At 60.7% G+C, this 25,242-nt stretch carries 27 protein-coding genes; 21 read left to right on the top strand and 6 right to left on the bottom strand.

Translation table 11 applies throughout. The features are described 5' to 3' along the window. Positions 1-6 precede the first annotated feature (6 nt). From AC1RMX_RS27685 to AC1RMX_RS27650, 8 genes are all read left to right on the top strand, one after another. Positions 7-435, top strand: coding sequence for an NTF2 fold immunity protein (locus AC1RMX_RS27685; RefSeq protein ID WP_493073658.1), 429 nt, complete (start codon positions 7-9; stop codon positions 433-435). A 193-nt stretch (positions 436-628) separates the two neighbouring features. Beyond that, on the top strand, positions 629-1,141 hold the full coding sequence (locus tag AC1RMX_RS27680) for a DUF4265 domain-containing protein (RefSeq protein ID WP_493073657.1): 513 nt from the start codon (positions 629-631) through the stop codon (positions 1,139-1,141). 93 nt (positions 1,142-1,234) lie between these two features. Further along, positions 1,235-1,498 (top strand): PAAR domain-containing protein, encoded by a 264-nt coding sequence (locus tag AC1RMX_RS27675; RefSeq protein WP_493073655.1) that lies wholly within the window; start codon positions 1,235-1,237, stop codon positions 1,496-1,498. Positions 1,499-1,528: 30 nt separating this feature from the next. Then, entirely contained in the window at positions 1,529-2,029 is a 501-nt protein-coding gene (locus AC1RMX_RS27670) for a hypothetical protein (protein WP_493073654.1), read from the top strand. Between the two features lie 249 nt (positions 2,030-2,278). Beyond that, positions 2,279-3,331, top strand: coding sequence for an isopenicillin N synthase family dioxygenase (locus AC1RMX_RS27665; protein WP_493073653.1), 1,053 nt, complete (start codon positions 2,279-2,281; stop codon positions 3,329-3,331). 27 nt (positions 3,332-3,358) lie between these two features. After that, positions 3,359-4,168, top strand: coding sequence for a MetQ/NlpA family ABC transporter substrate-binding protein (locus tag AC1RMX_RS27660; RefSeq protein WP_096821621.1), 810 nt, complete (start codon positions 3,359-3,361; stop codon positions 4,166-4,168). Then, positions 4,165-4,965 (top strand): methionine ABC transporter ATP-binding protein, encoded by an 801-nt coding sequence (locus AC1RMX_RS27655; protein WP_493073651.1) that lies wholly within the window; start codon positions 4,165-4,167, stop codon positions 4,963-4,965. Before AC1RMX_RS27660 ends, AC1RMX_RS27655 begins: the two co-directional genes overlap by 4 nt. Further along, complete coding sequence (locus AC1RMX_RS27650) at positions 4,962-5,633, top strand: methionine ABC transporter permease (protein WP_493073650.1); 672 nt, start codon at positions 4,962-4,964, stop codon at positions 5,631-5,633. Before AC1RMX_RS27655 ends, AC1RMX_RS27650 begins: the two co-directional genes overlap by 4 nt. 15 nt (positions 5,634-5,648) lie before the next feature. Here the strand turns inward: AC1RMX_RS27650 and AC1RMX_RS27645 are convergent, their stop codons facing one another. Together AC1RMX_RS27645 and AC1RMX_RS27640 are read right to left on the bottom strand one after the other, a co-directional pair. Then, positions 5,649-6,062 carry a cupin domain-containing protein gene (locus AC1RMX_RS27645; RefSeq protein WP_096821624.1) on the bottom strand — a complete coding sequence of 138 codons (414 nt, stop codon included), beginning with the start codon at positions 6,060-6,062 and terminating at the stop codon, positions 5,649-5,651. 43 nt (positions 6,063-6,105) lie between these two features. Beyond that, positions 6,106-6,858, bottom strand: coding sequence for an SDR family oxidoreductase (locus AC1RMX_RS27640; protein WP_096821625.1), 753 nt, complete (start codon positions 6,856-6,858; stop codon positions 6,106-6,108). 241 nt (positions 6,859-7,099) lie between these two features. On the opposite strand from AC1RMX_RS27640, the gene AC1RMX_RS27635 reads away from it, so the two are divergent. From AC1RMX_RS27635 to AC1RMX_RS27605, 7 genes are all read left to right on the top strand, one after another. Next, complete coding sequence (locus AC1RMX_RS27635; protein ID WP_493073649.1) at positions 7,100-8,668, top strand: winged helix-turn-helix domain-containing tetratricopeptide repeat protein; 1,569 nt, start codon at positions 7,100-7,102, stop codon at positions 8,666-8,668. Positions 8,669-8,911: 243 nt separating this feature from the next. Next, positions 8,912-10,468, top strand: coding sequence for a sugar ABC transporter ATP-binding protein (locus AC1RMX_RS27630; protein ID WP_493073647.1), 1,557 nt, complete (start codon positions 8,912-8,914; stop codon positions 10,466-10,468). Continuing rightward, on the top strand, positions 10,461-11,486 hold the full coding sequence (locus AC1RMX_RS27625; protein ID WP_493073646.1) for an ABC transporter permease: 1,026 nt from the start codon (positions 10,461-10,463) through the stop codon (positions 11,484-11,486). The genes AC1RMX_RS27630 and AC1RMX_RS27625 overlap by 8 nt, the downstream gene beginning before the upstream one ends. A 31-nt stretch (positions 11,487-11,517) precedes the next feature. Then, entirely contained in the window at positions 11,518-12,573 is a 1,056-nt protein-coding gene (locus AC1RMX_RS27620) for a substrate-binding domain-containing protein (protein WP_493073645.1), read from the top strand. 9 nt (positions 12,574-12,582) lie between these two features. Next, the gene (locus AC1RMX_RS27615; protein WP_493073644.1) at positions 12,583-13,248 is read left to right on the top strand and encodes a sulfite oxidase-like oxidoreductase; all 666 of its coding nucleotides are present in this window, start codon (positions 12,583-12,585) and stop codon (positions 13,246-13,248) included. A 388-nt stretch (positions 13,249-13,636) separates the two neighbouring features. After that, the gene (locus AC1RMX_RS27610; protein WP_493073642.1) at positions 13,637-16,024 is read left to right on the top strand and encodes a TonB-dependent receptor plug domain-containing protein; all 2,388 of its coding nucleotides are present in this window, start codon (positions 13,637-13,639) and stop codon (positions 16,022-16,024) included. Positions 16,025-16,065: 41 nt separating this feature from the next. Next, positions 16,066-17,430 (top strand): APC family permease, encoded by a 1,365-nt coding sequence (locus tag AC1RMX_RS27605; protein WP_493073641.1) that lies wholly within the window; start codon positions 16,066-16,068, stop codon positions 17,428-17,430. Here AC1RMX_RS27605 and AC1RMX_RS27600 read toward each other — a convergent pair. Next, positions 17,427-17,888, bottom strand: coding sequence for a DUF3574 domain-containing protein (locus tag AC1RMX_RS27600; protein WP_096821632.1), 462 nt, complete (start codon positions 17,886-17,888; stop codon positions 17,427-17,429). The genes AC1RMX_RS27605 and AC1RMX_RS27600 overlap by 4 nt on opposite strands. 390 nt (positions 17,889-18,278) lie before the next feature. On the opposite strand from AC1RMX_RS27600, the gene AC1RMX_RS27595 reads away from it, so the two are divergent. Beyond that, positions 18,279-18,782 carry a hypothetical protein gene (locus AC1RMX_RS27595; protein WP_493073640.1) on the top strand — a complete coding sequence of 168 codons (504 nt, stop codon included), beginning with the start codon at positions 18,279-18,281 and terminating at the stop codon, positions 18,780-18,782. Positions 18,783-18,863: 81 nt separating this feature from the next. Here the strand turns inward: AC1RMX_RS27595 and AC1RMX_RS27590 are convergent, their stop codons facing one another. The 3 genes from AC1RMX_RS27590 to AC1RMX_RS27580 all read right to left on the bottom strand — a co-directional run bounded on the left by AC1RMX_RS27590 (position 18,864) and on the right by AC1RMX_RS27580 (position 20,686). Continuing rightward, positions 18,864-19,454, bottom strand: a complete 591-nt coding sequence (locus tag AC1RMX_RS27590) for a helix-turn-helix domain-containing protein (RefSeq protein WP_493073664.1) — start codon at positions 19,452-19,454, stop codon at positions 18,864-18,866. A gap of 53 nt (positions 19,455-19,507) precedes the next feature. Further along, positions 19,508-19,669 carry a hypothetical protein gene (locus AC1RMX_RS27585; RefSeq protein ID WP_170929559.1) on the bottom strand — a complete coding sequence of 54 codons (162 nt, stop codon included), beginning with the start codon at positions 19,667-19,669 and terminating at the stop codon, positions 19,508-19,510. Between the two features lie 105 nt (positions 19,670-19,774). Next, entirely contained in the window at positions 19,775-20,686 is a 912-nt protein-coding gene (locus AC1RMX_RS27580) for an AraC family transcriptional regulator (protein WP_096821634.1), read from the bottom strand. A 104-nt stretch (positions 20,687-20,790) separates the two neighbouring features. On the opposite strand from AC1RMX_RS27580, the gene AC1RMX_RS27575 reads away from it, so the two are divergent. From AC1RMX_RS27575 to AC1RMX_RS27555, 5 genes are all read left to right on the top strand, one after another. Beyond that, a complete protein-coding gene (locus AC1RMX_RS27575; RefSeq protein WP_493073638.1) occupies positions 20,791-21,336 on the top strand; it encodes a carboxymuconolactone decarboxylase family protein in 546 nt (181 codons plus the stop codon). Positions 21,337-21,398: 62 nt separating this feature from the next. Beyond that, complete coding sequence (locus tag AC1RMX_RS27570; protein ID WP_493073637.1) at positions 21,399-22,469, top strand: acyl-CoA dehydrogenase family protein; 1,071 nt, start codon at positions 21,399-21,401, stop codon at positions 22,467-22,469. Next, positions 22,466-23,308 carry an ABC transporter ATP-binding protein gene (locus tag AC1RMX_RS27565; RefSeq protein WP_493073636.1) on the top strand — a complete coding sequence of 281 codons (843 nt, stop codon included), beginning with the start codon at positions 22,466-22,468 and terminating at the stop codon, positions 23,306-23,308. Before AC1RMX_RS27570 ends, AC1RMX_RS27565 begins: the two co-directional genes overlap by 4 nt. Next, positions 23,274-24,473: an ABC transporter substrate-binding protein gene (locus AC1RMX_RS27560; RefSeq protein ID WP_493073635.1), complete on the top strand. Its 1,200-nt coding sequence runs from the start codon at positions 23,274-23,276 to the stop codon at positions 24,471-24,473. The genes AC1RMX_RS27565 and AC1RMX_RS27560 overlap by 35 nt, the downstream gene beginning before the upstream one ends. Further along, positions 24,473-25,237 carry an ABC transporter permease gene (locus tag AC1RMX_RS27555; protein ID WP_493073633.1) on the top strand — a complete coding sequence of 255 codons (765 nt, stop codon included), beginning with the start codon at positions 24,473-24,475 and terminating at the stop codon, positions 25,235-25,237. Before AC1RMX_RS27560 ends, AC1RMX_RS27555 begins: the two co-directional genes overlap by 1 nt. The last annotated feature ends 5 nt before the right edge of the window (positions 25,238-25,242 follow it).

Here is a 25,242-nt window from a genome sequence, read left to right as displayed (position 1 = left end):
TTATTTATGTCGCCAACCGAAACAGTGCAAGACTTTCTGCGCCAGATGCTGAAATGGGAGATGGATTTCCATGCAAAAAAGAGGAGTGAGGCTTACAAGGGCGATCCTGAATATCGAAGATCGGCGGACGAAGCTGCCAGGTCCACCCTCACAAGCATATTTTCTGAACATCTGAGCACGAAAGCTTTGGCAGTGCTTGGATCGGCACGGCTCGACACGCTGGGTACGGGGCAGCCGCCAGAGTACGAGCAAACAGTTCTCACCGACACGGCGGAAGCGTCAGGCGTAGCGACCCATGTGGAAGCTGTAAGGATGAAAGGGCTCAAGCAACGTTACCGGTACTCGGTGATTGAAGAGCAGGGCACCCCGAAAATTGATGGGGTCAGCATTTGGCGCGCCAGCAGCGGGAAATGGGAGCGCCGCAACGCGATCTGAGCGAAAACGCTGAATAAAGGATACGTGAATAAAGGGGGCGGATTATGTTTGCATCACTTTTGCATTATATAAATCTGACTCCCTTTACGCAGTCACCTTTAACGCACAGGAGTTCAGGGGGGGCGGCAATCGATTTCAAGGGTATTGATTTTACCCCTTTGGAAACGGTTGTCTGGTCTGGGATTAGACGAATATGAAAGATGTAAAACCGGATTTTCGCCTGGTCGATAAAACCAACCCTGTTCATATTAAGGTATTTGCAGGCAGCCACTCTGATGGCCCGGTATACGAGGAGCTCCCGGCTCGTCATCGAGGCGCGACAACCTATGAACTGCTGTCCTCACCCGGGCTGGCGCTGAATATGGCTCGCGGAGACGTCATCTCGATCGAAAACAAAAACACCCATGCGGTGGTGCTTGAACGAGGTGGTAACTTTTGCATTCACATCTACGCCGATTCCATTTCTGCTGTGGATATCGCTGAGCTGGAAGGTGATGTGCGGCGTGAACTGGGTGGAACGCTGGACGGCGTGTTTGAGGGCAATCTTTCGTTGGCTGTTCCAGCGAGCAACGGGATGAACAAGATCAACGAGGTTTTTGACCGATTTCGCGATAGAACCGGGATTCAATGGTATTACGCCAACATCTATCAGAACCTGGATGACGATGATGACGAGACGCTGTTGAACTGGTGGCTCGAAGGCTGACGACCCTGCGCCACGGGCGCAAAATTCATCATCGATACCCAAGGGTACGAAGACGTGTGGATGGCTGAGTAACCAGGTCAAAGGAGAGACAACATGAAAGACGCAATCCGCCTCGGCGACTCCACCACCCACGGTGGCAAAGTCCTCGAAGCCTTCTCTCGGACCGACCTCAACGGCAAGCCGATTGCCGGGGTCGGTCACAAGGTCAGTTGCCCATTGTGCAAGGGGGTATTCCCGATTGTCGAGGGCAGCAGCACCTACACCGTCGATGGCACACCCATTGCGCTGGACGGTATGAAAACAGCCTGTGGGGCGGCGCTGATTGCCAGCGGGCCCAAAGGGGCCGTTGTCAGCTAAATCCATATTTGCACATTGATTGCCATCTCCATGACGCGGCCTTTTCGGCGCGTCATTTCAACAAGACTTGCTTCAACCAAAACATGCTTCACCCAAAAAAGAGTTCAAAACTCTCCAACATTTAAAGGAATAAATATGAAAACCGCTTCTTTGATTCTCGCCATGGCAGCCGCTTTTGGCACCAGCATGCTCGCCCACGCCGAAGGGCAAGACGCCGTCACCCTGAAAGGGATATACGACAACGGCCGCAACATGTCAGGCCTGATCAAAAGCTGCGTCGACAAGGGGTTCCTGAAAGCAGATAGCACCGAGAACGCCAACAAGATGGTTGCATTCGTTGGCAACATGCCTGGCGATTTCGACAAGCGTGACGGCGATAAAAACGAACAGTTTGGCCGTAAAGGCGAAGTGTTCACGGATGGGGAATACAAGAGCCTGGAAAGCAACCTGCCGCCGAACCTCACCCTCAAACAATGGTGCGAACAGGCTGATCAAGGCATGCGCGAAGGGTTGAAGCGCGTCGGTCTGTAGCCGTCAGCTGATTCAGGACCGACGGTAACGGCAAGTCGATTGCCGCGGTCGGTCCTGAGGTCAGTTGTACCCCCTCAATAGACAGACCTAAGCTAATGCAGAAAAGATATTTGTTCGGAGTTTTATATATCGTTTAGTTTTGATTCACAGACGAATCAAAGCATCAAACCGACAGACCCCCGATTGCCATGACGGCACACGCTGAATCGATCACAGGCTCTTCAGGTTTGATTCACACGGGAGTGAGTCATGCCGCACACCTCAGACATCACCGCATTACCCATCCTGGACTTGTCCCTGCTCGACGGTACGCCGCAGCAGCGCCAGACCTTTCTCGATGACTTGCGCCACGCCGCGCGCGACGTCGGGTTTTTCTACCTGACCGGCCATGGCATCGACGCTGGCTTGCTCCAGCAAGTGCAAGACCACGCCCGCCAATTCTTTGCCTTGCCCGACAACGAGAAAACCGCCGTCGGCATGGTCAATTCCCCGCACTTTCGCGGTTACAACCGCGCCGCTTCGGAGATCACTCGCGGCCAGCCCGATCAGCGTGAACAGTTCGATCTGGGGGCCGAGCGTGACGTCTTGCCGTTGACGGCCGACAGTCCGTTGTGGGCGCGCCTGCAAGGCCCCAATCAATGGCCGCAGGCATTGCCGCAACTCAAACCGTTGCTGCTCGATTGGCAGCAAGCCATGACCCAAATGTCTTTGCGCCTGCTGCGTGCGTTTGCCCAGGCGCTCGCGCTTCCGGAAGACGCCTTCGACCAGTTGTACGGCGATAAACCCAACGAACATATCAAGTTGATTCGCTATCCCGGGCAGCCTACGACGGCGAGCAATCAGGGCGTCGGCGCGCACAAGGATTCGGGCTTCCTCAGCTTCCTGCTGCAAGACCAGCAGGCCGGTCTGCAAGTGGAAATCGAAGAAGGTCGCTGGATCGATGCGCGGCCTCGCGACAACACCCTGGTGGTCAACATCGGCGAGCTGCTGGAACTGGCCACCAACGGTTATCTGCGCGCCACGGTGCATCGCGTGGTTTCGCCGCCAGCGGGTAGCGAGCGCTTGTCCATCGCGTTTTTCCTTGGCGCGCAACTCGACGCGGTGGTGCCGCTGTACCCGTTGCCGGCGGTGTTGCTGCGCGAAGCGCGGGGGCCGGCGAGTGATCCGCTCAATCCGTTGTTCCGTGACGTCGGCTGGAATTACCTCAAGGGCCGACTGCGCTCCCATCCCGATGTCGCTCAGCGCTTCTATGCCGATGCGTCGAATACCCGGACACCGCTTCGCAAGACCGCCAACGCCTGATTCATCACTCGCAAAAGGACTCTTCGCATGCTGAAAAAAACAGGTTTGACTCTGGCCGTCCTCGGCGCGCTGGTGACTTCATTCAGTGCTCAAGCGCTAGAGCCATTGCGCGTTGCCGCCGACCCGGTGCCCCACGCGCAGATTCTGGCGTACATCCAGAAGATCGATCCACAACTGAACCTCAAGGTGATCGAAATCCCTCAGGGCGTGAACTCCAACGAGCTGCTGGTTCACGGCGATGTGGACGCCAATTACTTCCAGCATCTGCCGTATCTGCAATCCCAGGAAAAAGCCCTCGGCGAGAAACTTGCGGTGGCCGCGACGGTGCACATCGAACCGCTGGGCATCTACTCACATCGCCACAAAACCTTCGCCCAAGTGCCGGACAAAGGCACCGTCGCCGTACCGAACAACGTCACCAACCTGAGCCGTGCGCTGTACCTGTTGCAGGACAACGGCCTGATCAAGCTCAAGCCCGGTTTCAACGACCCGGCAGCCGATCAGGCGACACCCAAGGACATCGCCGAAAACCCGAAACACCTGAAGATTCTCGAAATCGAATCGCCGCAACTGCCTCGTGCGCTGGACGACGTGGACCTGGCGGTGATCAACGGCAACTACGCGCTGGAAGCCGGGCTAGTGCCGGCCAAGGATGCGCTGGGCCTGGAGAAAGCCGAGCACAACCCTTACGCCAACATTCTGGTGACCACGCCGAAACTGGAAAACGATCCGCGCATTCAGCAACTGGCCAAGGACCTGACTTCGCCGCAAGTGGCCAAGTACATCGCCGAGAACTTCAAGGGTTCGGTGATCCCTGTGGCGGACGCCAAGCCATGATCCTCGTCGAGCAGTTGAGCAAGACTTACCCGTCAGCGCCGACACCGGCGCTGGATCAGGTATCGCTGAGTATTCCCGATGGTGCGATCTACGGGATTCTCGGGCGCAGCGGCGCGGGCAAGTCGACGCTGTTGCGCTGTCTCAATCTGCTCGAACGCCCGGACGCCGGGCGGATTCTGCTGGATGGCGAAGACCTCACGGCGCTGTCCGACGGTGAGCTGCGCCGGCAACGTCAGCGCATCGGCATGATCTTTCAGGGCTTCAACCTGCTGCATTCACGCAACGTGTTCGACAACATCGCAGTGCCGCTGGAAATCGCCAAAGTCGCCAAACCACAGCGTCACGAGCGGGTTCGGGAGTTGCTGGATCTAGTGGGGTTGAGCGACAAGGCCGAAGCCTTTCCTTCGCAACTGTCCGGCGGGCAGAAGCAGCGGGTGGGCATCGCCCGGGCCTTGGCGGCGCGTCCGGCGTATCTGCTATCGGACGAAGCCACCAGCGCCCTCGACCCGGAAACCACCGCGTCGATTCTGGAGCTGTTGCGCGATATCAACCGGCAGTTGGGTTTGACCATTGTGCTGATCACCCACGAGCTGGACGTGGTCAAGTCGATCTGCGATCACGCTGCGTCCATGGCCAACGGAAGATTGGTGGAGGCGGGGCCGGTCGCCCGATTGCTGGCGACTCCGGATTCCGCGCTCGGTGCCTCGCTGCGGCCCAGTTGCGGTTTACCGCTGGGGCACGACGCGCCGGGGCTCAGTTTTCTCCGACAATACGGCGTACGGGCGGCCCACTCATGAACCGTACCGTCGACTGGAATGAAATCCTGCAACTGGTGCTCAACGCCACCGGTGAAACCCTGTACATGGTGCTGCTTGCCGGGCTGTTCACGCTGTTGATCGGCCTGCCGCTGGGCGTTTTGCTGTTCATCAGTCGCCGCCAGGGTTTGTACCCGTTGCCCCGGATCAATCAGGCACTGGGCGCAGTGATCAACCTAGGTCGTTCGCTGCCATTCGTGGTGATGCTGATCGCCCTTATCCCGCTGACCCGGCTGGTGGTCGGCACCACGCTGGGCAGCACGGCCGCCGTGGTGCCGATCACCATCGGTGCCTTTCCGTTTTTTGCGCGGATCGTCGAAAACGCCCTGGACGAAGTTGAAAAGGGCCGGATCGAAGCGATCCTCGCCATGGGTGGCGACATTCGCCACGTGATTTTCAAAGTGCTGTTGCCCGAAGCGCTGCCGGCCTTGCTGGCGGGCATCACCCTGACGCTGGTGATGCTGATCGGGTTTTCCTCCATGGCAGGAGTGATCGGTGGCGGCGGACTGGGCGATCTGGCGATCCGCTATGGTTATCAACGGTTCAACAATGAAGTGATGGTCGCCACCGTCGTAGTGCTGGTCATCCTCGTCCAGGGCGTGCAGAGCCTGGGCGATCGGCTAGTGCGATCGCTGGCTCATCGACGTTGAAGGTCGGTTGCAGGCTTACTTTTTGAGGGGCGTGACGAGCGCCGTTTCGTCGGTGTCGAGGACGAACACCGCCAACAAGCGTGCAGGCTGGGTATCGCTGGCGTTGGCACTCACCAGGTGCACGGAGCCCGGCTCCTCGACGAAGTTTTCGCCGACGTGGTAGATCTTTTCCGGCTCGCCTTTGACTTTGATGCGGAACGAGCCTTCCAGAACCGTGGCGTAGATGAAGGCGGTTTTCGGGTGGGTATGGGACGGTGATGCCGCTCCCGGCCCGTATTCGACCACCACACCCCTCATGCTTTTGCCGGGGATGTTGGGAATCGGCCGATCAAAGACCACCGAGACCTTGCCGGCGGGTGGCTCGGCGGCCGATGCGGCGCTGATCGACAGCGCTGCAAAAACGGCGCTCAACAAAAATCGAATTACCATGATTTTTCTCCTTGGCAAAAAGGGAAGGGAATGGCGCGAATGACTATCGCGCTGTCGACCGAGCGATCCAGTCTTCAAAACGAATGGCACCCAGGCGCGACTGCTTGCCGGTGACCAGCGATTGATCGTCGAGCAACGTCCCGTAGTAGCGTGCATGCACGTCCGGTACGACCTTGCGGTTGTCCTGGCTCGCCTGCAGGAAGCGTCGGACCAATTCGTCCAGCGGCAGTGCTTCAGGCCCGCCGACATCCACTGAGCCGTTGAGCGGGGCGGCCAGGACGACGTCTGCCAGCGCCGCCACCACGTCGTCAGAAGCAATCGGTTGAATCAGCGCTGGTGGCACGCGAAGTTCATCGGCGACGGCAAAGGATTCAGCGATGCCACCGACAAATTCGAAAAACTGCGTGGCCCGCAGGATCGAGTAAGGCATGCCGGATGCCTTGATCAGGTTTTCCTGGGCCACCTTGGCGCGCATATAGCCGGCCTCGGGCAAGCGTTCACACCCGACAATCGACAGTGCAACGTGATGACGCACCCCGGCAGCAGCCTCGGCCGCCAGCAGGTTGCGGCTCGAGGTTTCGAAGAAGTCGAGGACGGCCTGATCCTCCCACGACGGAGCATTGGCCACGTCGACCACGACGTCGGTGCCGTCCATGGCGGCCGCCAGACCTTCGCGGGTGATGCTGTTGACGCCCGTGCTGGGGCTGGCGGCGAGCACGTCATGGCCGCGCTCGCGAAGAAGGTTCACCAGTTTCGAGCCGATGAGGCCGGAGCCTCCGATAACGACGATCTTCATGGGGTCTCTCCTCGATGACGCCAACCATTGGCGTCGTTGGAATGGAGAGTGCCGGTGCAGGGGAGAGAAGTCCTTGTGGCGACCTTGGGTTTGCCTTGTCGAACTCTTGCATTTTTGTCCAGCCTGCGCCCCGGAATGGACGCAGTAGCGTGTTCAAGTCAGGCGTATTATCGTTCTCGACTTCTCACCATCTGCCGCCCGGGACACGGAGTTGAAGGCGCGTCGCCAAGGGACGTTCGCTGTGCCATTCACGTTTGAAGACTATGTACTGGATCAGGAACGTCGCGAGCTGACCTTGCGCGGGCAGGTCGTGGCCGTCGGCCCGCAGGTCTTCGATCTGTTGCTGCTGTTCGTCAACAACCCCGAACGCGTGCTGAGCAAGGACGAATTGCTCGGCACGGTATGGAGCGGTCGCATCGTTTCCGAATCGACGATCACCAGCCACATCAACGCCGTGCGCAAGGCTATCGGTGATACCGGCGAGGAGCAGCGTCTGCTGCGCACGGTCGCTCGCAAGGGCTATCGTTTCATTGGTCAAGTCAGTTCCGATATGACCGAGCCGGTGCCTGACACCGACGAGAGCTCAACTGCATCTCCCCGCGTATTGGCGCTGCCGGACAAACCCTCGATCACCGTCCTGCCTTTCTACAATCTGAGCGGCGATCCCGAACAGGATTACTTTGCCGACGGTGTCGTGGAGGACATCATCGCGGCGTTGTCGCGTCTGCGCTGGTTGTTCGTCATCGCACGCAATTCGAGCTTCACGTTCAAGGGGCGCACGGTCGATGCCCAAGGGGTCGGTCAGGAACTGGGCGTGCGCTATGTGCTGGAAGGCAGTGTGCGCAAATGCGGAAACCGGGTGCGCATCACCGGGCAACTGATCGACGCCACGAGCGGGGCACACATCTGGGCCGAGCGGTTCGAAGGCACCCTCGACGACATCTTCAAGCTGCAGGATCAAATCACCGAAAGTGTCGTCGGGGCCATCGCGCCACAACTGGAGCGCGCGGAGATCGAGCGCGCCAAACGCAAACCGACGGAAAGCCTGGACGCCTACGATTACTACTTGCGCGCCATGGCAAAGCTGCACAGCGGCACCCAGGAGGCCATCGAGCAGGCGCTGCCGATGTTCTACAAGACCCTCGAACTCGATCCGGAATTCGCTTCTGCCTATGGCATGGCCGCCTGGTGTCACTTCTGGCGCAAGCTCAATGGCTGGATGACAGATCGGCCAGCCGAGATCGCCGAGGGCATACGCCTGGCGCGTCTGGCGGTCACGCTGGGGCGCGATGACGCTGTGGCGTTGACGCGCGGCGGACATGCGCTTGCGCACCTGGCGGGGGATGTGGACGCCGGCATCGCATTGCTCGACCGCGCGCGCCTGCTCAATCCCAATCTCGCACCCGCGTGGTTTCTTGGCGGAATCCTGCGTGCACTTCGCGGTGAAACCGCGCCGGCCATCAAGGACTTGAACCATGCTGCGCGCTTGAGCCCGCTGGACCCGGAAATGTTCAGAATGCACGTCGGCATGGCTCTGGCGCATTACTTCGCCGGGGACTTCGAGGCCTCGGCAGATTTCGCCGAAAAAGCCTTGGGCAACCTGCCCACGCTGTTGGTGGCGGCGGCGCTGGTGGCGGCCAGTCATGCGCTGGGCGGGCGTCCGGATAAAGCCCGCTGGGCGATGCAGCGTTTGCAGACGCTGAATCCGGCGTTGCGCCTTGGCCACCTCAAGGACTGGCTGCCGATTCAACGGCCCGAGGATTTTGCCCGGTTCATTGAAGGGCTTCGACTTGCGGGGTTGCCGGAGTGATGGCTTGAGTGCACCTGCTCCGATCTCGCGGACATGCACGGCGGTACCGGGCCTAAGCTAATACCAAAACGGTATTTGTTTGTTGTTTTTAAGATCGTTTAGCTTTTACTGACTCACCAATCAGACTTTCAAATAATAGAACCCTCGATTGCCATGACGGCACGCGCTGAATCGATCAAAGGCTCTGCAGAATTTTCTTGCTGATGGGCGCCACACACTGGCCCATCGACTTTAAGGATTTGTATGAGTGCGCCTGTCGCCGTGGCCTCCGAGCCGCTGATTCGTGTACGTGAACTGAGCAAGACCTTCGGCTCGAACCGTGCGCTGGATCGGGTCAGCCTGGAGATATTTCCTGCCGAAGTGGTTGCGTTGCTCGGTGCCAACGGCGCGGGCAAGTCGACGCTGGTGAAGATCCTCGCCGGCAGCCAATCGGCCGACAGCGGCGAGATTCAGGTCGACGGTCAGCCCCGGCAATTCAACTCGCCGCTATCCGCTCGGCGGGTCGGCATCGTTGCGGTTCATCAACAGATCAACGAAGGCATCGCGCCCGGATTGAGCGTGGCAGAAAACCTGCTGCTCGATGAACTGTGCCGGCCGGACGGCGACTTCTGGCTCAACCGCAAACGCCTGCTGGAGCGCGCCGCGAACATTGCTGCCGGGCTCGGTCTGGTGCTGCCGCTGGAACAACCGATCGAGCACCTCGGCCAGGCCGAGCGGCAACTGGTGGTGCTGGCCCGCGCCTTCGCGTTGCAACCACGGTTGCTGATTCTCGACGAACCGACAGCAGCGCTCTCGGATGCCGAAGCGCAGCGCCTGTTCGGCCTGATCGACACGCTGCGCAGTCGGGGCGTGGCGATCATTTATATCTCCCATCGCCTGTCGGATCTGCAACGGGTGGCGGATCGCGCCATCGTCCTGCGTGACGGGCAACTGGCCGGCGAATTCAGTGCCCGGCAATTGCCTCAGGCGCTGGAGGCCATGCTCGGCCAGGCGCTGGAGACGCATGTCTATACGCCGCGAGCGGCGGGGCGCGAAGTGCTGAAGCTGCACGACGTGAAACTGCTGCCGCGCACCCGAGCCTTTGACCTGACCCTGCATGAAGGCGAAGTCGTGGTGCTGACCGGATTGCTCGGTGCCGGCAAAAGCGAGATCGCCGAAGTGCTGTTCGGTCTGCGCAAACCCTTGTCCGGATCATTGCAACTGGATGGCGCCGACTGGCAACCGGGCTCGCCTCGGGTGGCGATCCAGAGCGGGGTGTTCTTCGCCGCCGAAGACCGGGCCAGCCAATCGCTGGTGCCGGATTTTTCCCTGCGTCGCACCCTGACCCTGCCGTTCCTCGAACGCTTCACCCGTGGCGGTTTCATCCGCAACCGCGCCGAAGCGGCAGCGGTGGAAGCGCAAGTCGCGGCGCTGGGAATCAAGACCGCCGGCATCGATGTGCCGATGAGCGCGCTGTCCGGCGGCAATCAACAGAAAGTCGTGCTCGGTCGCTGGCTGCTTGGCGAGGGCAGGGTGTTGATCCTCGATGAGCCCTTTCAAGGCGTTGATGTGCGTGCCCGACGCGAGATCGGTCAGCTGCTGCGTGATAGCGCCGACGGTCGTGCCACGCTGGTGATCTGTGCGGATGTCGATGAAGCCCTGGAAATCGCCGACCGGATCCTGCTGGTACGCGATCACGCCGTGGTGGCCGAGTACCCGCGTGCCGGGCTGGATCGCGCCACCCTGGTCGCCGCGCTGGCCGGCACTGATCCAGAAAATTCTTTTGTTCAAGCCGCGCCAAGGAGTAGAGCGAGTGCCTGATTCGAGTTCCCTGTTGTCATCCGCCCCGGCGCCGTCCGAGCGCTTCGTGCAAGCGTTGATTCGCTACGGCCTGCTGTGGGTGCTGGCGTTGATCGTGGTGTTTTTCAGTGTCGCTGAACCAGCGTTCCTGCGGGTCGGCAACCTGTTCAGCATCTTGCAGTCGGTGTCGATTGTCGCGCTGCTGGCGTTGGGTGTGACCCTGACCATGGCTGTCGGCGGGCTGGATCTGTCCATCGGTGCGGTGGCGGCCATGAGCCTGATGATCGCCGGTTACGTGATGGTGGTGCTCGGTTGGGGCGCGGTGCCGGCGGTGCTGATCAGCCTGGCCGGTGGCGCGCTGGTCGGGCTGCTCAACGGCTGGCTGATCGTGAAGATGCGCGTGCCGGACATTCTCGCAACGCTCGGCAGCATGTTCCTGGTGATCGGCGTGCAACTGATTCCCACCGGCGGACGCTCGATTGCGGTGGGCATGACCCTGCCCAATGGCGACGAAGCCGAAGGCGCGTTCAGTGCGTTGTTTCTGGCGCTTGGGCGCGGGCGGCTGTGGGACGTCGTGCCGATTCCGGTGTTGATCACGGCGGTTGTCGCGGTGGCGGTGTGGCTGTTTCTCGAACGCACGCGCATCGGTCGGTTGTTCTATGCGATTGGCGGCAACGAGCAGGCGGCGCGTCTGGCCGGTGCGCCGGTGCAGCGCTTCAAGCTGCTCGCTTATGTGCTCTCGGCGCTGCTGGCGTCGCTCGGCGGATTGTTGTTGGCGGCGCGCCTGGGGCGCGGCGATGTCAGTTCCGGCAACGGTCTGGTGCTGGATGCACTGGGTGCTGCGCTGATCGGCTTTGCCGTGCTCGGCGCGAAGAAGCCCAACGCGTTCGGCACGCTGGTCGGTGCGTTGCTGGTGGCCTCGTTGCTCAACGGCCTGACCATGCTCAACGCGCCGTATTACGCGCAGGATTTCGTCAAGGGACTGGTGCTGGTGCTGGCCCTGATGTTCACCTTCGGCCTCGCGCATCGGGCGCGCTGAGCCGGTTCATTGAAGCTTCAAGGAAAGATCCATGCACGGTTCAATCAAGCAGTTCGCACGCCATTGTCTCGCTGGTGCCTTGCTCTCGGCACTGGCGCTCAATGCCCAGGCCAAAGCCTTGCCGGGGGCGCCGGCACCGTTCGATAAAGGTCAGGTACAGATCGCGCTGGTGGGTTATCTGTTCTCCGGGGATTTCCCCGAAGCCTACCTGCGCGGCGTCGAGAGACAGACCGAAGCGCTGGGCGCCAACCTGCGGGTGTTCGACGCGCGACAGCAGGCGGCCAGTCAGGGCGAGATGATCGATCAGGCCGCCGACCTTGGCGTCGACGGGATCATCGTGCAACTGGGTCTGGCGGAAACTCTCAAGGGGCCGATCGACCGTGCGTTGGCCAAAGGCATCAAGGTGGTTGCGTTCGACGTCGACCTGAACACGCCACAAGTGACTCAGGTTGAGCAGGATCACCACGCGCTGGCGCGTCTGGCACTCGATCAAGCAGTCAAGGACAACGGCACCCGTTTCGACGCAGGCTACGTCTACATCAGCGGCTTCACACCGATGGAACGCCGCGACGAGATCTGGAGCCAGGTCAAGGCGAGCAATCCGGGGATCATCGAGAAGGCCCGTTTTGGCACGCTCAATCCGCCGATTGCCAACTCGGTGGCCGATCAGGCCAGCGCCGTGTTGCGGGCCAATCCGGGAATCAGCGTGATCTTCGCGCCGTTCGACGAGTTCGCCAAAGGCGCGAAAATCGCCGTGGACGAGGCGGGTCTGAGCAGCAAAGTGAAGATCTACAGCGCCGACATTTCCACCGCCGACATCCAGATCATGAAAGAGCCGAACAGTGCCTGGGCCGCGACGGCAGCGGTCAATCCGCAAGTGGCCGGCGCGATCAGCGTGCGCAGTCTGGCGCTGCTGATCGCCGGGGAAAGTCCGGGGCACAAGGTGCTGGTGCCGCCGACCCTGATCACCCGCCAGCAATTGCTGGATCTGGACGTGAAAAACGTGCGGGATCTGGGGCAGAAACTGCCGTCCTTCGGCGATACCGCCAATGTGGCGCGAGCGTCGTGGATTCCTGTGGCGAACTGAGGAACCGACATGCACGACAAGGCTGCGCGCCTGCGCAAAAGCCGTTCGCCGCAAGCCGATGTGGCGCTGGGCGAACGGCTGCCACCGGGGCAGGTGCTGACGGAGCGTTTCCCGATCCTGCACGAAGGCGAGGTGCCGGCGTATGACCTGGCGACGTGGTCACTGCGCCTGTTCGGCACCTTGGCAAACCCGGTCGAGCTGACCTACGCCGATCTGCAAGCGCTGCCGCAACGCTCGTTGCAATGCGACATTCATTGCGTGACACGCTGGTCGAAGTTCGACACCCGCTGGAGCGGGGTGCACCTGCAGGATCTGTTGCAGGCCCTGGACATCCGGCCGACGTCGTCCTTCGTCATGGCCCACGCCGATCACGATTACCAGACCAACCTGCGTCTCGAAGATCTGTTGCACCCGGACAGTCTGCTGGCCACTCATTACGACGGTCAGCCGCTGACTGCGCAACATGGCTGGCCGCTGCGTCTGGTGGTGGCAGGTAGGTACTACTGGAAGAGCGCGAAATGGCTGCGCGGGCTCGAGTTCACCGATCAGGAACAACCGGGCTTCTGGGAGCGCAACGGCTTTCATTTGCACGCCGATCCGTTCATTGAACAGCGCTTCAGCGGTGATGCGCTGGACATAGCCGAAGATGCCTGGCGGGAAAAGGATTTCGACTGACGGCATTTAACTTCGCGCCGAAAAAAACACAGATTAAAAACGTGCTCTACAACAGCGAGGCGTGAGTTTTTGTGCGTGATTAGTTGTTCGTTAGTTGGTTGTTCATGTTGTTGCGTAAACACAAGTGTTGCTCAGGCAACACTCCGTTCGTTGGGCATAACCTAAGCGTTATTGGTTCTTTTGCGGCGGGCGACCACTCATCTAGGATCGGTAAACAGGGGGTTCTACTAACTTTTGGGTTCTTGCACTCTAACAGTCGATAGTTGTTCGACACACTTCGCTGCCTTTCTGAACATCAAAACTACAGCAGAAATTACTGTGCACTGATTGCCGACGCTTAATGATTCGGCAGCGGCCGGTTATTAACTGCGATTCAAGGAGCTGTCGCATGATTCACCGTTCGCGTTCATTACTCGCCATCGCTGTTGTCAGTGCAATCTGGCAACTTCCTGCGCAAGCCGAAGAGACTTCCGCGCGCGCCGACGATGACACACGGCTGGGTACCGTGCTGGTCACCGGCACCCGGGGCACCGCACGTACGGTGCTGGATTCACCGGTACCGGTGGACGTGCTGACTGCCGAAGACCTGAAGACCGCCGGCGCCAGTGATGGCGAACTCGGTCAGGCGTTGCAGACGCTGTTGCCGTCGTTCAGTTTTCCGCGCCAGTCCAACTCTGGCGGCGCCGACCACGTGCGTGCCGCACAGTTGCGCGGCATGAGCCCGGATCAGGTGCTGGTGCTGGTCAACGGCAAGCGTCGGCACACCTCGGCGGTGGTCAATGACTCGTCGAAAATCGGTCGCGGCACGGCGCCGGTGGATTTCAACTCGATCCCGATCAGCGCCATCAAACGCATCGAAGTGCTGCGTGACGGCGCGGGTGCGCAGTACGGCTCCGACGCGATTGCCGGGGTGATCAACATCATCCTCGACGACGCCCCCGAGGGCGGTGAAGTGTCCACCAGCTACGGCGCCTATCACACCCATCAGGACGCCATCGGCAAAACCACCACCGACGGCCAGAACAGTGTGACCACCGCTAAGATCGGCACGCGGCTGGGCGAAGAGGGCGGCTTCATACGTGGCGGCACCGAGTACAAGAATCGCAACCCGACCAACCGTGCCGGCTACGACGGTTTTGCCGACACACCGAACCAGCGCAACTACGTGATGGGCGACGGCATCGCGCGGGACGTCAACCTCTGGTTCAACAGCGAATTGCCGCTGGCCGGCGGCAAGGCTTATTCGTTTGGTACCTACAACCAGCGGCACACTACAGGCGCCGAGTTTTATCGCTATCCGTCCGAGCAGCCGCAGTTCTACCCCAACGGTTATTTGCCGCAGTCGATCGGCGACAACAAGGACATCTCCGCCACGGCCGGCTTCAAAGGCCTGATCGGCGACGACTGGGACTTCGACAGCAGCGTCACCCACGGTCGCAACCGTTTCGATGGAGCCACCCGGCGCACCCTCAACGTCAGCCTGGGCGAAGACTCGCCGACCCGATTCGACACCGGCGATTACGAGTTGCGTCAGACCACCGCCAACCTCGATTTCAGCCGTGAACTGCGCCTGGGCGGACGCTCCTTTGTCCTCGCGCTCGGCAGCGAATACCGCTACGAAAACTACCTGACGTATGCCGGTGACGAGGCCTCTTACATCGGCTCCGGTGCAGACGGCGCCAACGGTTTGCGCCCGAGTGAAGAATCGGACCTGGACCGCAACGTGTTCGGCACCTACGCCGAATTGTCCGGTGATCTCACCGACCGTTTCTTCGTCGACGCCGCCACACGCTGGGAGCATTACGACGACGCCGGCAGCAAACTCACCGGCAAGCTCAGTGGTCGCTACAAGTTGACCGAGCAGTGGGCGTTGCGCGGTGCGGTATCGAACAACTTCCGTGCGCCATCGCTGGCGCAAAGTGGCTTCCAGAGCACCACCAGCAACTTCGGCGACGGCGGCACGCTCACCGACATTCGCGTGCTCTCGGTCAACGACCCGATCGCCCGTGCCCTCGGTGCGCAGAAGCTCGATCCGGAAACTTCGAAGAACTACAGCCTCGGCCTGACGTTCCAGTTGAACGAACGTTTCGACGCGTCGCTCGACGTGTTCCGCATCGACGTCAAGGATCGCATCACGCTGTCGCAACGCATCGGCAGCGACGCGCTGGAAAGCTACATCAATGACAACTTTGGCGTGGCGGGCGTGCACGATGTCAACTTCTTCACCAACGCCGCCGACACCAGCACCCACGGTGCCGAACTGGTGCTCAACTATCACCAGCCGTTCTACGAAGGGCAACTGGGCCTGACCACCGCGTACACCTACAACCACACCAAAGTCACCAGCACCAAGGGCACGCCGTCGCAACTGACCGCGTTGGGGATAGGCAACGATGCACTGGTCGGCGTCGAGGAAACCAACACCCTCACCGATGCGGCACCGAAGGATCGCTTCGTGTTTTCTGCCAACTGGGCCAGCGAACATTGGGGTTTGCTCGGCCGTCTGACTCGTCAGGGCGAGACCACCCGGGTGTTCGATTTCGGCGACTCGCAGCCTGAGCAAACCTACGGCGCGGTGTGGCAACTGGATGGCGAGGTGACCTACAAATTTACCCCGAAATTCAGCATCGCCCTGGGCGGCAACAACCTGACCGACAACTACCCGGAACGCTCCGGCTCGGCCATCAACTACGGCGGCAACCTGCCGTACGACGTGCTCTCGCCGATCGGCACCAACGGCGCTTACTACTACGCCACCGCCACCTACGGCTTCTGAGTCTTGCCGCCAAGGATGGCGGTTCATCAGCGGGAACACTCATGACTCAAACCAATGGCCCCAAGCGGCATCTGCCGGTATTCCAGGCATTGCTGATCACGCTGGGCATGGTCATCACCACCGACATCCTCAAAACCGCGCCGACCGTTGCCTTGAACGTCGGGCCGGAACACTTCTATTGGGTCTGGGTCCTCGGCGGATTGGCGTCGATGTTCGGGGCCTTGTGCTTCGCTGAGATGGCCACCGCGTTTCCGCATCCGGGCGGTGACTATCATTTCCTGCGCACCGCGTATGGCGAGCGCATGGGTTTCCTGTTCGCCTGGTCGCGCTTCTCGGTGATGCACACCGGGTGGATCGCGTTGTCGGCGTTCATGTTTGCCGACTATTTCAACGCGGTTTTTCCGCTGGGACAGTACGGATCGGGGCTGTTTGCCGGCGCGATCATTGCCGCACTGGTGCTGCTGAATCTGACGGGCAAGCACATCGGTTTCATCACCCAGACCGTGCTGGTGGGGCTGCTTGCCGTGGGCTTTCTGAGCATTGCCAGCGCCGGTGTGTGGCTGGTGTGGCAGGGTGTCGAACCGCTTGCGCCGAGTGCGCCGGTCACACCTGAGCACACGGGGGCGGCAGGATTTTCCGCTGCGATGATCTTCGTGTTTCTGGCCTTCGGCGGCTGGAGTGATGCGGCGACGCTGTCCGCCGAAGTGCGCGATGGCCGACGCGGAATTTTCATTGCCATGCTCGGTGCACTGACGGTGTTGATGGCGATCTACCTGGCACTGAACTGGGCGTTCGTCCAAGGCCTGGGGTTCGAAGGCCTGGCCGCGAGCAGCGCGCCGGCGGTGGAATTGTTGAACCGCGCATTCGGTGCGCCGGGGGTGATGCTGATTCTGTTGATGGTCGGTATCGCGGCCATCGCCACCATCAATTCAACGCTGTTGGTCGGTGCCCGCACAACGTACGCCGCCGCCCGCGACGTGCCGCAACTGCGTCGCTTCGGTGAATGGGACGAACGCGATGGCGTGCCGCGCAAGGCCTTGCTGGCCGAGGGCGCGGTGGCGTTGTTGCTGGTGTTGTTCGGCAGTTTTACCCAGAGCGGTTTCAACACCATGGTCGAGTACCTGACGCCGGTGTACTGGTTGTTCCTGAGTTTGAGCAGCCTGGCGTTGATCATCCTGCGCAAGCGCTTTCCCGAAGTGCCACGGCCGATCAGGGTGCCGCTTTATCCGATTTTGCCGCTGCTGTTTTTCGGGTTGTGCGTGTACATGTTGTATTCCAGCGTGACGGTGGTGGGGTTGGGGGCGTTTTTGGGGATTGGAGTGTTGCTGGTGGGCGCGCTGTTGCTGGCGGTGTTGAGCCGCCTGGTGTCGACACCTCGGCAAGCTCTGCAGCGTACCAGCGATTAGAACGATACCTGCGCCGGTTGCGACAAACGCAGCACCGACAGATCCCCTGTAATCCGTTTGTAAGCCAGACGAATCGCCTCGATGTCGCTCTCACGCTTCGGGCTGCCTTCGTGCAGGATCACAATCACCTTGGTCGCCAGCCGCTCAGGCGTTTTCGCATCATGGTCTTTCCACTGCCCATACGCATCGAACACGCTGAAACCGTCCGGAAAACGCGTCGTCACTTCCTGATCGAGAAACTCGCGCCAGCGCGCCGGGCTTACCACGCCTTCCTTGCCATCAATCGGCCCCACCGAGAAGTACAACTCGGTGCGCACCCACTGCGCCTGCGCCGGGCGTGTGGCATCGCCTTGCAGGGTTGAGCTGGCGGGGTCTTTGGTATGTACGGAAACAGGAGGAGGGCTGGCACAACCGGCGACCGCCAGGAACAGTGCTGCCATCAGGAAACGTTGCGGCATGGAACTTCCTTATTGTTAAGAACTGTCCCGAATTATAGGAGGAGGTGGTAATAGCAATAAAAGATTAAAAAGTGGATTAGTCGTTAACTAATGGAATAAGCTGGTGGCGTGAAAATAATTCCCGCTGGTTAGAACGATTATTTCTTTAAGTTATTTGCTTGGTATTGGATCGCATATCCAGGACGTTGAAAAACCTGTTCTTGCATTTGATAGATCTGTCATTGCGTCTACTCTGCTGCTGCAACGGTTCAAGGCGCACGGAATGCTGCACTTGAAGCGTTTGAACAGCACTTTTTGCTGCTCGATGGGCAGCTTGTTCCGGTTTGGCCAATCCTTAGAATCAGCCCCATCAACTTCTCATCCAGTTCTTAATCCTCAGGGAGCTTCACCATGATGAACGCCATGCAGATGCAAATGCCGATGAACGCCAACATGCCGATGATGCCGATGACAGGCATGCCGATGATGATGGCAACCATGTCCTGTGAAATGATGGACGACGGCATGATGTGCAAGATGATGCCGGCCGCCGGCATGGACATGGCGATGTTCAAGAACAGCTGCGAAATGATGCAGATGATGATGGACTGCGGCATGCCGATGATGATGCATTGCGGCAACATGAGCATGATGTGCATGTCCCAGGCGGCCATGGCCATGCCGATGATGAACATGATGATGCCGATGATGGGCATGCCGATGCCTTCGATGAAGTGCGTGATGGAATGCACCATGATGGCCGACTGCATGATGTGCAAAATCATGCCGATGCCGGGCATGAACATGGACATGATGAAAAACTGCTGCGCCCTGATGATGAAGATGATGAACGACTGCAGCATGCCGATGATGATGAGCTGCAACGGCATGCCGATGATGTGCTGCACCTGCTGATTTCTGACCGCGCATGAAAAAGCCCCCGCAGCTTGATGCTGCGGGGGCTTTTGCATTTCTGGAATTCGGTGAAGGCGTTTGTCAGTCCAGACGTTCGGGGTAGGTGACAACCAGATAGGCCACCGCCTCACTGTCAGCCGGATTGCGATAGCGGTGGGGCTGGTCGGCGTAGAACAGGATCGAGTCGCCGGTCGACAGCAGATAACGCTCGTCGTTGACGCTGATCTCCAGCACGCCCTGTGACACCACCAGATTTTCCTGCACACCGGGGCCGTGGCCCTCGGAGTGATCCTCACCCAGGGGGCTCAGGCGTAATTCGTAGAATTCCGATTGGCGCGCCACATCGAACGGAAACAGCGCCCGACTGACAAATGCGCCGTTGGCGCTTACCAGCCGTTTGCTCTGACTCGCCGACAACACGGCCACACCTTCGAACGCACGGTGCTCCAGAAACGCCGCCACCGACACTTTCAAACCCTTGGCAATTTTGCACAGCACCTTGATCGACGGCACGCTGCGGCCGGACTCGATCTGCGCCAGCATCGCCCGGCTCACGCCGCACTGGCGGGCGAGGGCATCCAGCGACAGATGCCGCTTGCCACGCAGGCGTTGCAGGTTCTGCGCGACGCGCTCGCAGATCGGGTCTTCTTCCAGTGATTCGAGGTTGTTCAGATCCAGCACGGGTTCGTCGGCGCTCGCCAGAAAGCGCGAGGGTTCACGTGCGTTCACGCTTGACGCGGCTCGTCGGAACGAGCGGCCTGCACCCACTGAAAAGCCTGGTAGCCGGCGTTGCGCGCATACATTTCCCACATGGCCCGGGCCCGTTGCTGAGCTTGACGGCGTTTGCGGTAGGCGGCGAAGTCGATCAGGTTGTCGGTTGGATTCATGGCGCACTTCACTGTGATCAATGACGGGATGAGCTGAGAGTACGCCGATATTTTTATAACGATAAATACTGATTTTGTATTTATTAATTCTTTTAGGTTATTTATTCAGCGCCCCTCATGCTGCTTGCGATAAGCCCCCGGTTGCACCCCCACCGACTTGGCAAACGCCCGTGTGAACGCGGCAATCGACTGATAGCCCACGGCAGCGCAAACCTGCTCGACCGTGTGATTGTTCTTCAGCAACTGGCAGGCATGGCGGATGCGCAGCGCCAGCAGTACCTGCCCTGGCGACTGCCCTGCGAGTTCGTTGAAGCGTTTGAAGAACGCCGAGCGCGAGAGTCCGATGCAGGCCGCCATGCTTTCCAGTGACCACGGCAGTTGCGGTTGCTCGATCAGTCGGTCCAGCAGCGGCGCGAATTGCGGATTGCGCGCCAGTGCTACCAGTCCGCCGAGTGACGGGTTGTCGGCCATCTGTTGGCGCAGCACATACAGAAACAGCAGGTGACTCAGCCGCTCCAGCAGCGCCGAAGAGGGCGTCGGCTGGCGTTCGCATTCTTCCAGGATCAACTCGAACAAGGCCCGCGCCGCACTCGAGGAAGGATCCCCCGCTCGCAGGACGATCCAGTGCGGCAAGCCTTCGATGATCAGCGACGACAGCCCTGACTTGAAGTGGAAGAACCCGCAGACCAGCCCGACGCCATCCTCTGCCTGGCTGTCCAGAGCCGTCATGGTCATGCGCGGCAAGGTCTGCGCGATGCCTGAGTCTTCAGCGCTGGACAGCCGATAGTTGAGGTCGCGCAGCAGGAACACCGCATCGCCGGCATTCAGGCGTAAGGCCTGAGTCTCGCCCTCGATGTGCAGCCAGCAATGGCCCTGAACGATGAGGTGAAAACTGGCCCGCGCCAGGCCATGCGTGCTGGCGTGCCAGCCGCCGCAATAGCGGCCGACATGGAACAGGCTGGCGTCGAGTTCGAGGCTCTCTAATAACCAATCAACCAGTGGGCTGGACGAAATCATCTAATGGAAACACTCAGGAGCAAGTAATCGCTACTTTAGAATATGGATCGGAATTCTTATAACCAACAGACTGGCCCGACACCCCAAAAGCAGGAGTCCAGCCCATGTCACGCGTCACGCTACACACCTTGCAAAGCGCGCCCGAAGCGGCCCGGCCGTTTCTTGAGAATGCACAGAAGAATTCCGGTTTCATTCCGAACCTGCTGGCCGTTCTGGCCAACGCGCCGGCCGCGCTGGAAACCTACGTTACGGTATCGGCGCTCAATGGCAAAGCCGAGTTGAGCCTGGCCGAGCGCGAAGTGGTGCAGTTGATCGCAGCGACTAACCATGGATGCGATTTCTGTGTCGCAGGTCATACCGCCGTCGCGCTGAACAAGGCAAAACTGCCACAGGAAGTGGTCAGCGCATTGCGTGAGCGGGCGACCGTTCCCGAGCAAAAGCTTGAGACGCTGGCGGCGTTCGCCCGTGAAGTGATCGCCACCCGTGGCAACGTCAGTGAACAGACCTACAACCAGTTCAAGGCCGCCGGTTACACCGAAGGCAACGCGCTGGAAGTGATTCTCGGCGTGAGCCTGGCGACCCTGTGCAACTTCGCCAACGTGTTCGCCGATACGCCGCTCAACCCGGAGCTGGCGCCGTACCGCGCGTGACCGGCGGATCGATTCAGGCAGCGTGGTCTATGGTTGACGCTGCGTACAAGGAGAGAAACGACATGCTCGATCCGGCATTGAGTCAATGGCTGGACAACCACGCCCAGGCCCTGGACCTGGGCGACAGCGACCCACAGCAGGTGCTGACGCAACTGGCGGCGGCCGATGTCCTGCGGGTTGGTATCAGTCCGTCATTGGGCGGCAGCGGCGGCGACATCAGCGACGCCGTGGAAGTGTTGGCCGAAGTGGCCAGTCATTCGCTGGCAGCGGCTTTCGTGTTCTGGGGCCAGCGGGCGTTTATCGAATACCTGCTGCAGAGCCCGAACGTGGCACTGCGCGAGCGGCTGTTGCCCTCGTTGATCAGCGGCGAACTGGCCGGCGCGACCGGGCTGTCGAACGCGATGAAATTCCTCTCGGGCATCGAGGCCCTGCAAGTGCGCGCTCGCACCGAAGGCAACGGCTGGAGCCTCGGAGGCCGGTTGCATTGGGTGACCAATCTGCGCAAAAGCGGCTTCGTCGTCGCCGCTGCGATTGAGCACGAGGAGGGCGGCTCACCGTTTGTACTGGCGATTCCCGGCGAGGCCACTGGTGTGTTGCGTTCGGCGGATCTGCAACTGATGGGCTTGCAGTCGAGCAACACGGCGGCCATCGATTTTGCCCAGGTGCAGGTCGGTCGCGAGTGGTTGCTGCATGACGATGCGCGGGCGTTTTTGCCGGCGGTGCGCCCGGCGTTCCTCGGCTTGCAATGTGGTCTGGCCATCGGTCTGGCGCGGCGCGCATTGAGCGAAGTGCAAAGCCATTTGCAGGACGGTCGCTCGATCCTGCTGGAGCCGCTGCACGAACAGCGCGAACAGTTGCAACAAACGGTGGAACAACTCAAACAGGGCCTGCTCGATGGCCGCTTCCTGGCAAGGCCCGCTACGTTGTTCCAGCTGCGCATCGCCCTTGCCGAATCGGCGGCCAGCGCGGTGCAACTGGAGTTGCAGGCCAGTGGCGGCAAAGCCTATCTGACCGAACATGGCAGCGGGTTCGCCCGGCGCTGGCGCGAGTCGGCGTTCGTGCCGATCGTCACGCCGAGCCTGGTGCAATTGCGCACCGAACTGCAACGGCAGAAGCGGGAAGCGGCGGTATGACTCAGCCGTTGCTGCATGCCCGCGATATCAGTCTCGGCTATCCGCGCGCCGAAGGCTGGCACACGGTGCTGGAGGCGTTCGACTTGCAGTTGCAGCCGGGTGAAGTGGTGTCGATCCTCGGTCCCAGCGGCGTCGGCAAATCCAGTCTGTTGCGGGTGCTGGCGGGGTTGCAACCGGCGCAGCGCGGCAGCGTCAGCCTGCTCGGTGAACCGCTGAGCGGTCCTCATCCACGGGTGGCGGTGGCGTTTCAGGACCCGAGCCTGTTGCCCTGGCTGACGCTGGAAAAGAACGTGGCGTTCGGCCTCGACTTCGCCTGTCAACCGCACCTGAGTGCCGAGCAACGCAAGGCACGGGTCGACCACGCCATCGCCGCTGTCGGCCTGGAACACGCCCGGCAGTTTCACCCGGCGCAGTTGTCCGGCGGCATGGCCCAGCGCACCGCACTGGCCCGGTGCCTGGCACGGCAGCCGCAAGTTCTGTTGCTCGACGAACCGTTCGGTGCGCTGGATGAAATCACCCGCGCCGACATGCAACAGCTGTTGTTGCAACTGATCGCCGAGCACAACACCGCAGCGCTGCTGATCACTCACGACATTGACGAAGCCCTGCTGCTTTCCGAGCGGATTTTGCTACTGGGTAACAGCCCGGCGCGGATCCTCGGCGAATGGCGCGTCGACCTGCCTCAGCCCCGCGCCGAGCTGGTGGACGAACTGGGTGCGCTGCGTATCGATATCCTCAAAACCCTTCGGCGGGCGAGCCGCAATCCACTTACCCAACCTTTGCCCGAACCGTCGGAGATTGATCATGTGCCTGGACGACTTCACTCACACACGTCGTGACTTCCTCAAACTCAGCGCCTTACTGACCGCAGGCGGCGCTCTGCCGCTGCTCAACAGCCTCAATGCCCGCGCTGCGTCGGAGCCGAACGCGCCGGTGCGCATCGGCTACCTGCCGATCACCGACGCCACGCCATTGCTGGTGGCGCACAACAACGGGCTGTTCGAAGCCGAAGGCATCCAGGCCGAGCGCCCGGTGCTGTTGCGCAGTTGGGCACAGGTGATCGAGGCGTTCCTGTCGGGGCAGGTCAACGTGATTCATCTGCTGTCACCAATGACCGTCTGGGCCCGTTACGGCAGTAAGGTGCCGGCCAAGGTCGTGGCCTGGAACCATGTCGGCGGCTCCGGCCTGACCGTGGCCCCAGGGATCACCGAGGTCAAACAGTTGGCCGGGCAAACGGTGGCGATTCCGTTCTGGTATTCGATCCACAACGTGGTGGTGCAGCAGTTGTTTCGCGATCACGGACTGCTGCCGGTGAGCAAACCGGCAAGCGCCGTGCTGGCCGCCAACGAGGTCAACCTGGTGGTATTGCCGCCCTCGGACATGCCGCCGGCACTGGCCGGCAAACGCATCGCCGGTTACATCGTTGCCGAGCCGTTCAATGCGTTGGCAGAAGAACTCAAGGTCGGGCGGGTGCAGCGTTTTACCGGCGACGTCTGGCGCAATCACGCCTGCTGCGTGGTGTTCATGCACGAGCAGGATCTGAACAACCGCCCCGAGTGGTCGCAGAAAGTGGTCAACGCAATCGTCAAGGCGCAACTCTGGACCCGCGACAACCGCGCCGAAGCCGCGAAGCTGTTATCCAGGGACGGCGACAACCGCTACACACCCCATGCCCAGACCGTGTTGAACCGCGTACTGGCGCCGGCCGCCGCAGATCGCGAGCAATACCTGGCCAGCGGCGCAATCCAGCACAGCCATTGGGACGAGCAGCGCATCGACTTCCAGCCGTACCCGTTCCCCAGCTACACCGAAGAACTGGTCAAGCGCCTCAAGGACACGTTGATCGAAGGCGACAAGGGCTTCGTCGCCAGCCTCGATCCGCAGCACACGGCCAGGGATCTGGTGGACGACCGCTTCGTGCGCAACGCCATTGCAGCGGTCGGCGGGATGCAGGCGTTCGGCCTGCCCGAAGGCTTTGAGCGCAGCGAGGAGTTCAGTCTCTGATGAGCAAGTCGAGTTCACCCATCGTCCACGGGTTGCTGGGCGCGGCAGGATTGCTGGGGTTGTTGCTGCTGTGGTGGTTGGGGGTGCATCTGGCCGGTGGGGACGATGGTCTGGCGGCGCGGTTTTCGCCGCAGGCGACTCTGGTCAGCCTTGTTGAGTTATTAGGGCGGGCCGAGCTCTACGAACATGTGCTGGTCAGCCTGAAACGGATCGTGGTCGGCTTGCTGCTGGCCTTGCTGATTGGCGTGCCGCTGGGGCTGATGATCGGCAGCTACCGGCATCTCGAATCGGCGACCACACCTGCCTTTCAGTTCTTGCGAATGATCTCGCCGCTGTCGTGGATGCCGGTGGTGGTCATGCTGATGGGCGTGGGCGATCAGCCGATCTATTTCCTGCTGACCTTCGCCGCGATCTGGCCGATCCTGCTGAACACCGCCGCCGGGGTACGCCAGCTCGATCCACGCTGGCTGCAATTGAGCCGCAGCCTCAGTGCCACACGCTGGGAAACCTTGCGCAAAGTCATCCTGCCCGGCGTGCTCGGTCACGTGTTGACCGGGGTTCGGCTGTCGATCGGGATTCTCTGGATCGTGCTGGTGCCGTGCGAAATGCTTGGTGTCAGCGCAGGGCTGGGCTACTTCATCCTCGACACACGGGATCGGTTGGCCTACTCGGAATTGATGGCGATGGTGCTGTTGATCGGTGTACTCGGATTTGCCCTTGATGCGCTGGCTCGAGGACTGCACCGGCGCTGGGCACCGGCCTGAACATC

It is taken from the genome of Pseudomonas sp. GW822-FHT03F04, from assembly GCF_058801405.1.
The sequence above is the reverse complement of the archived record's forward strand: the minus strand, read 5'-3'. Positions and strand labels throughout refer to the sequence as shown.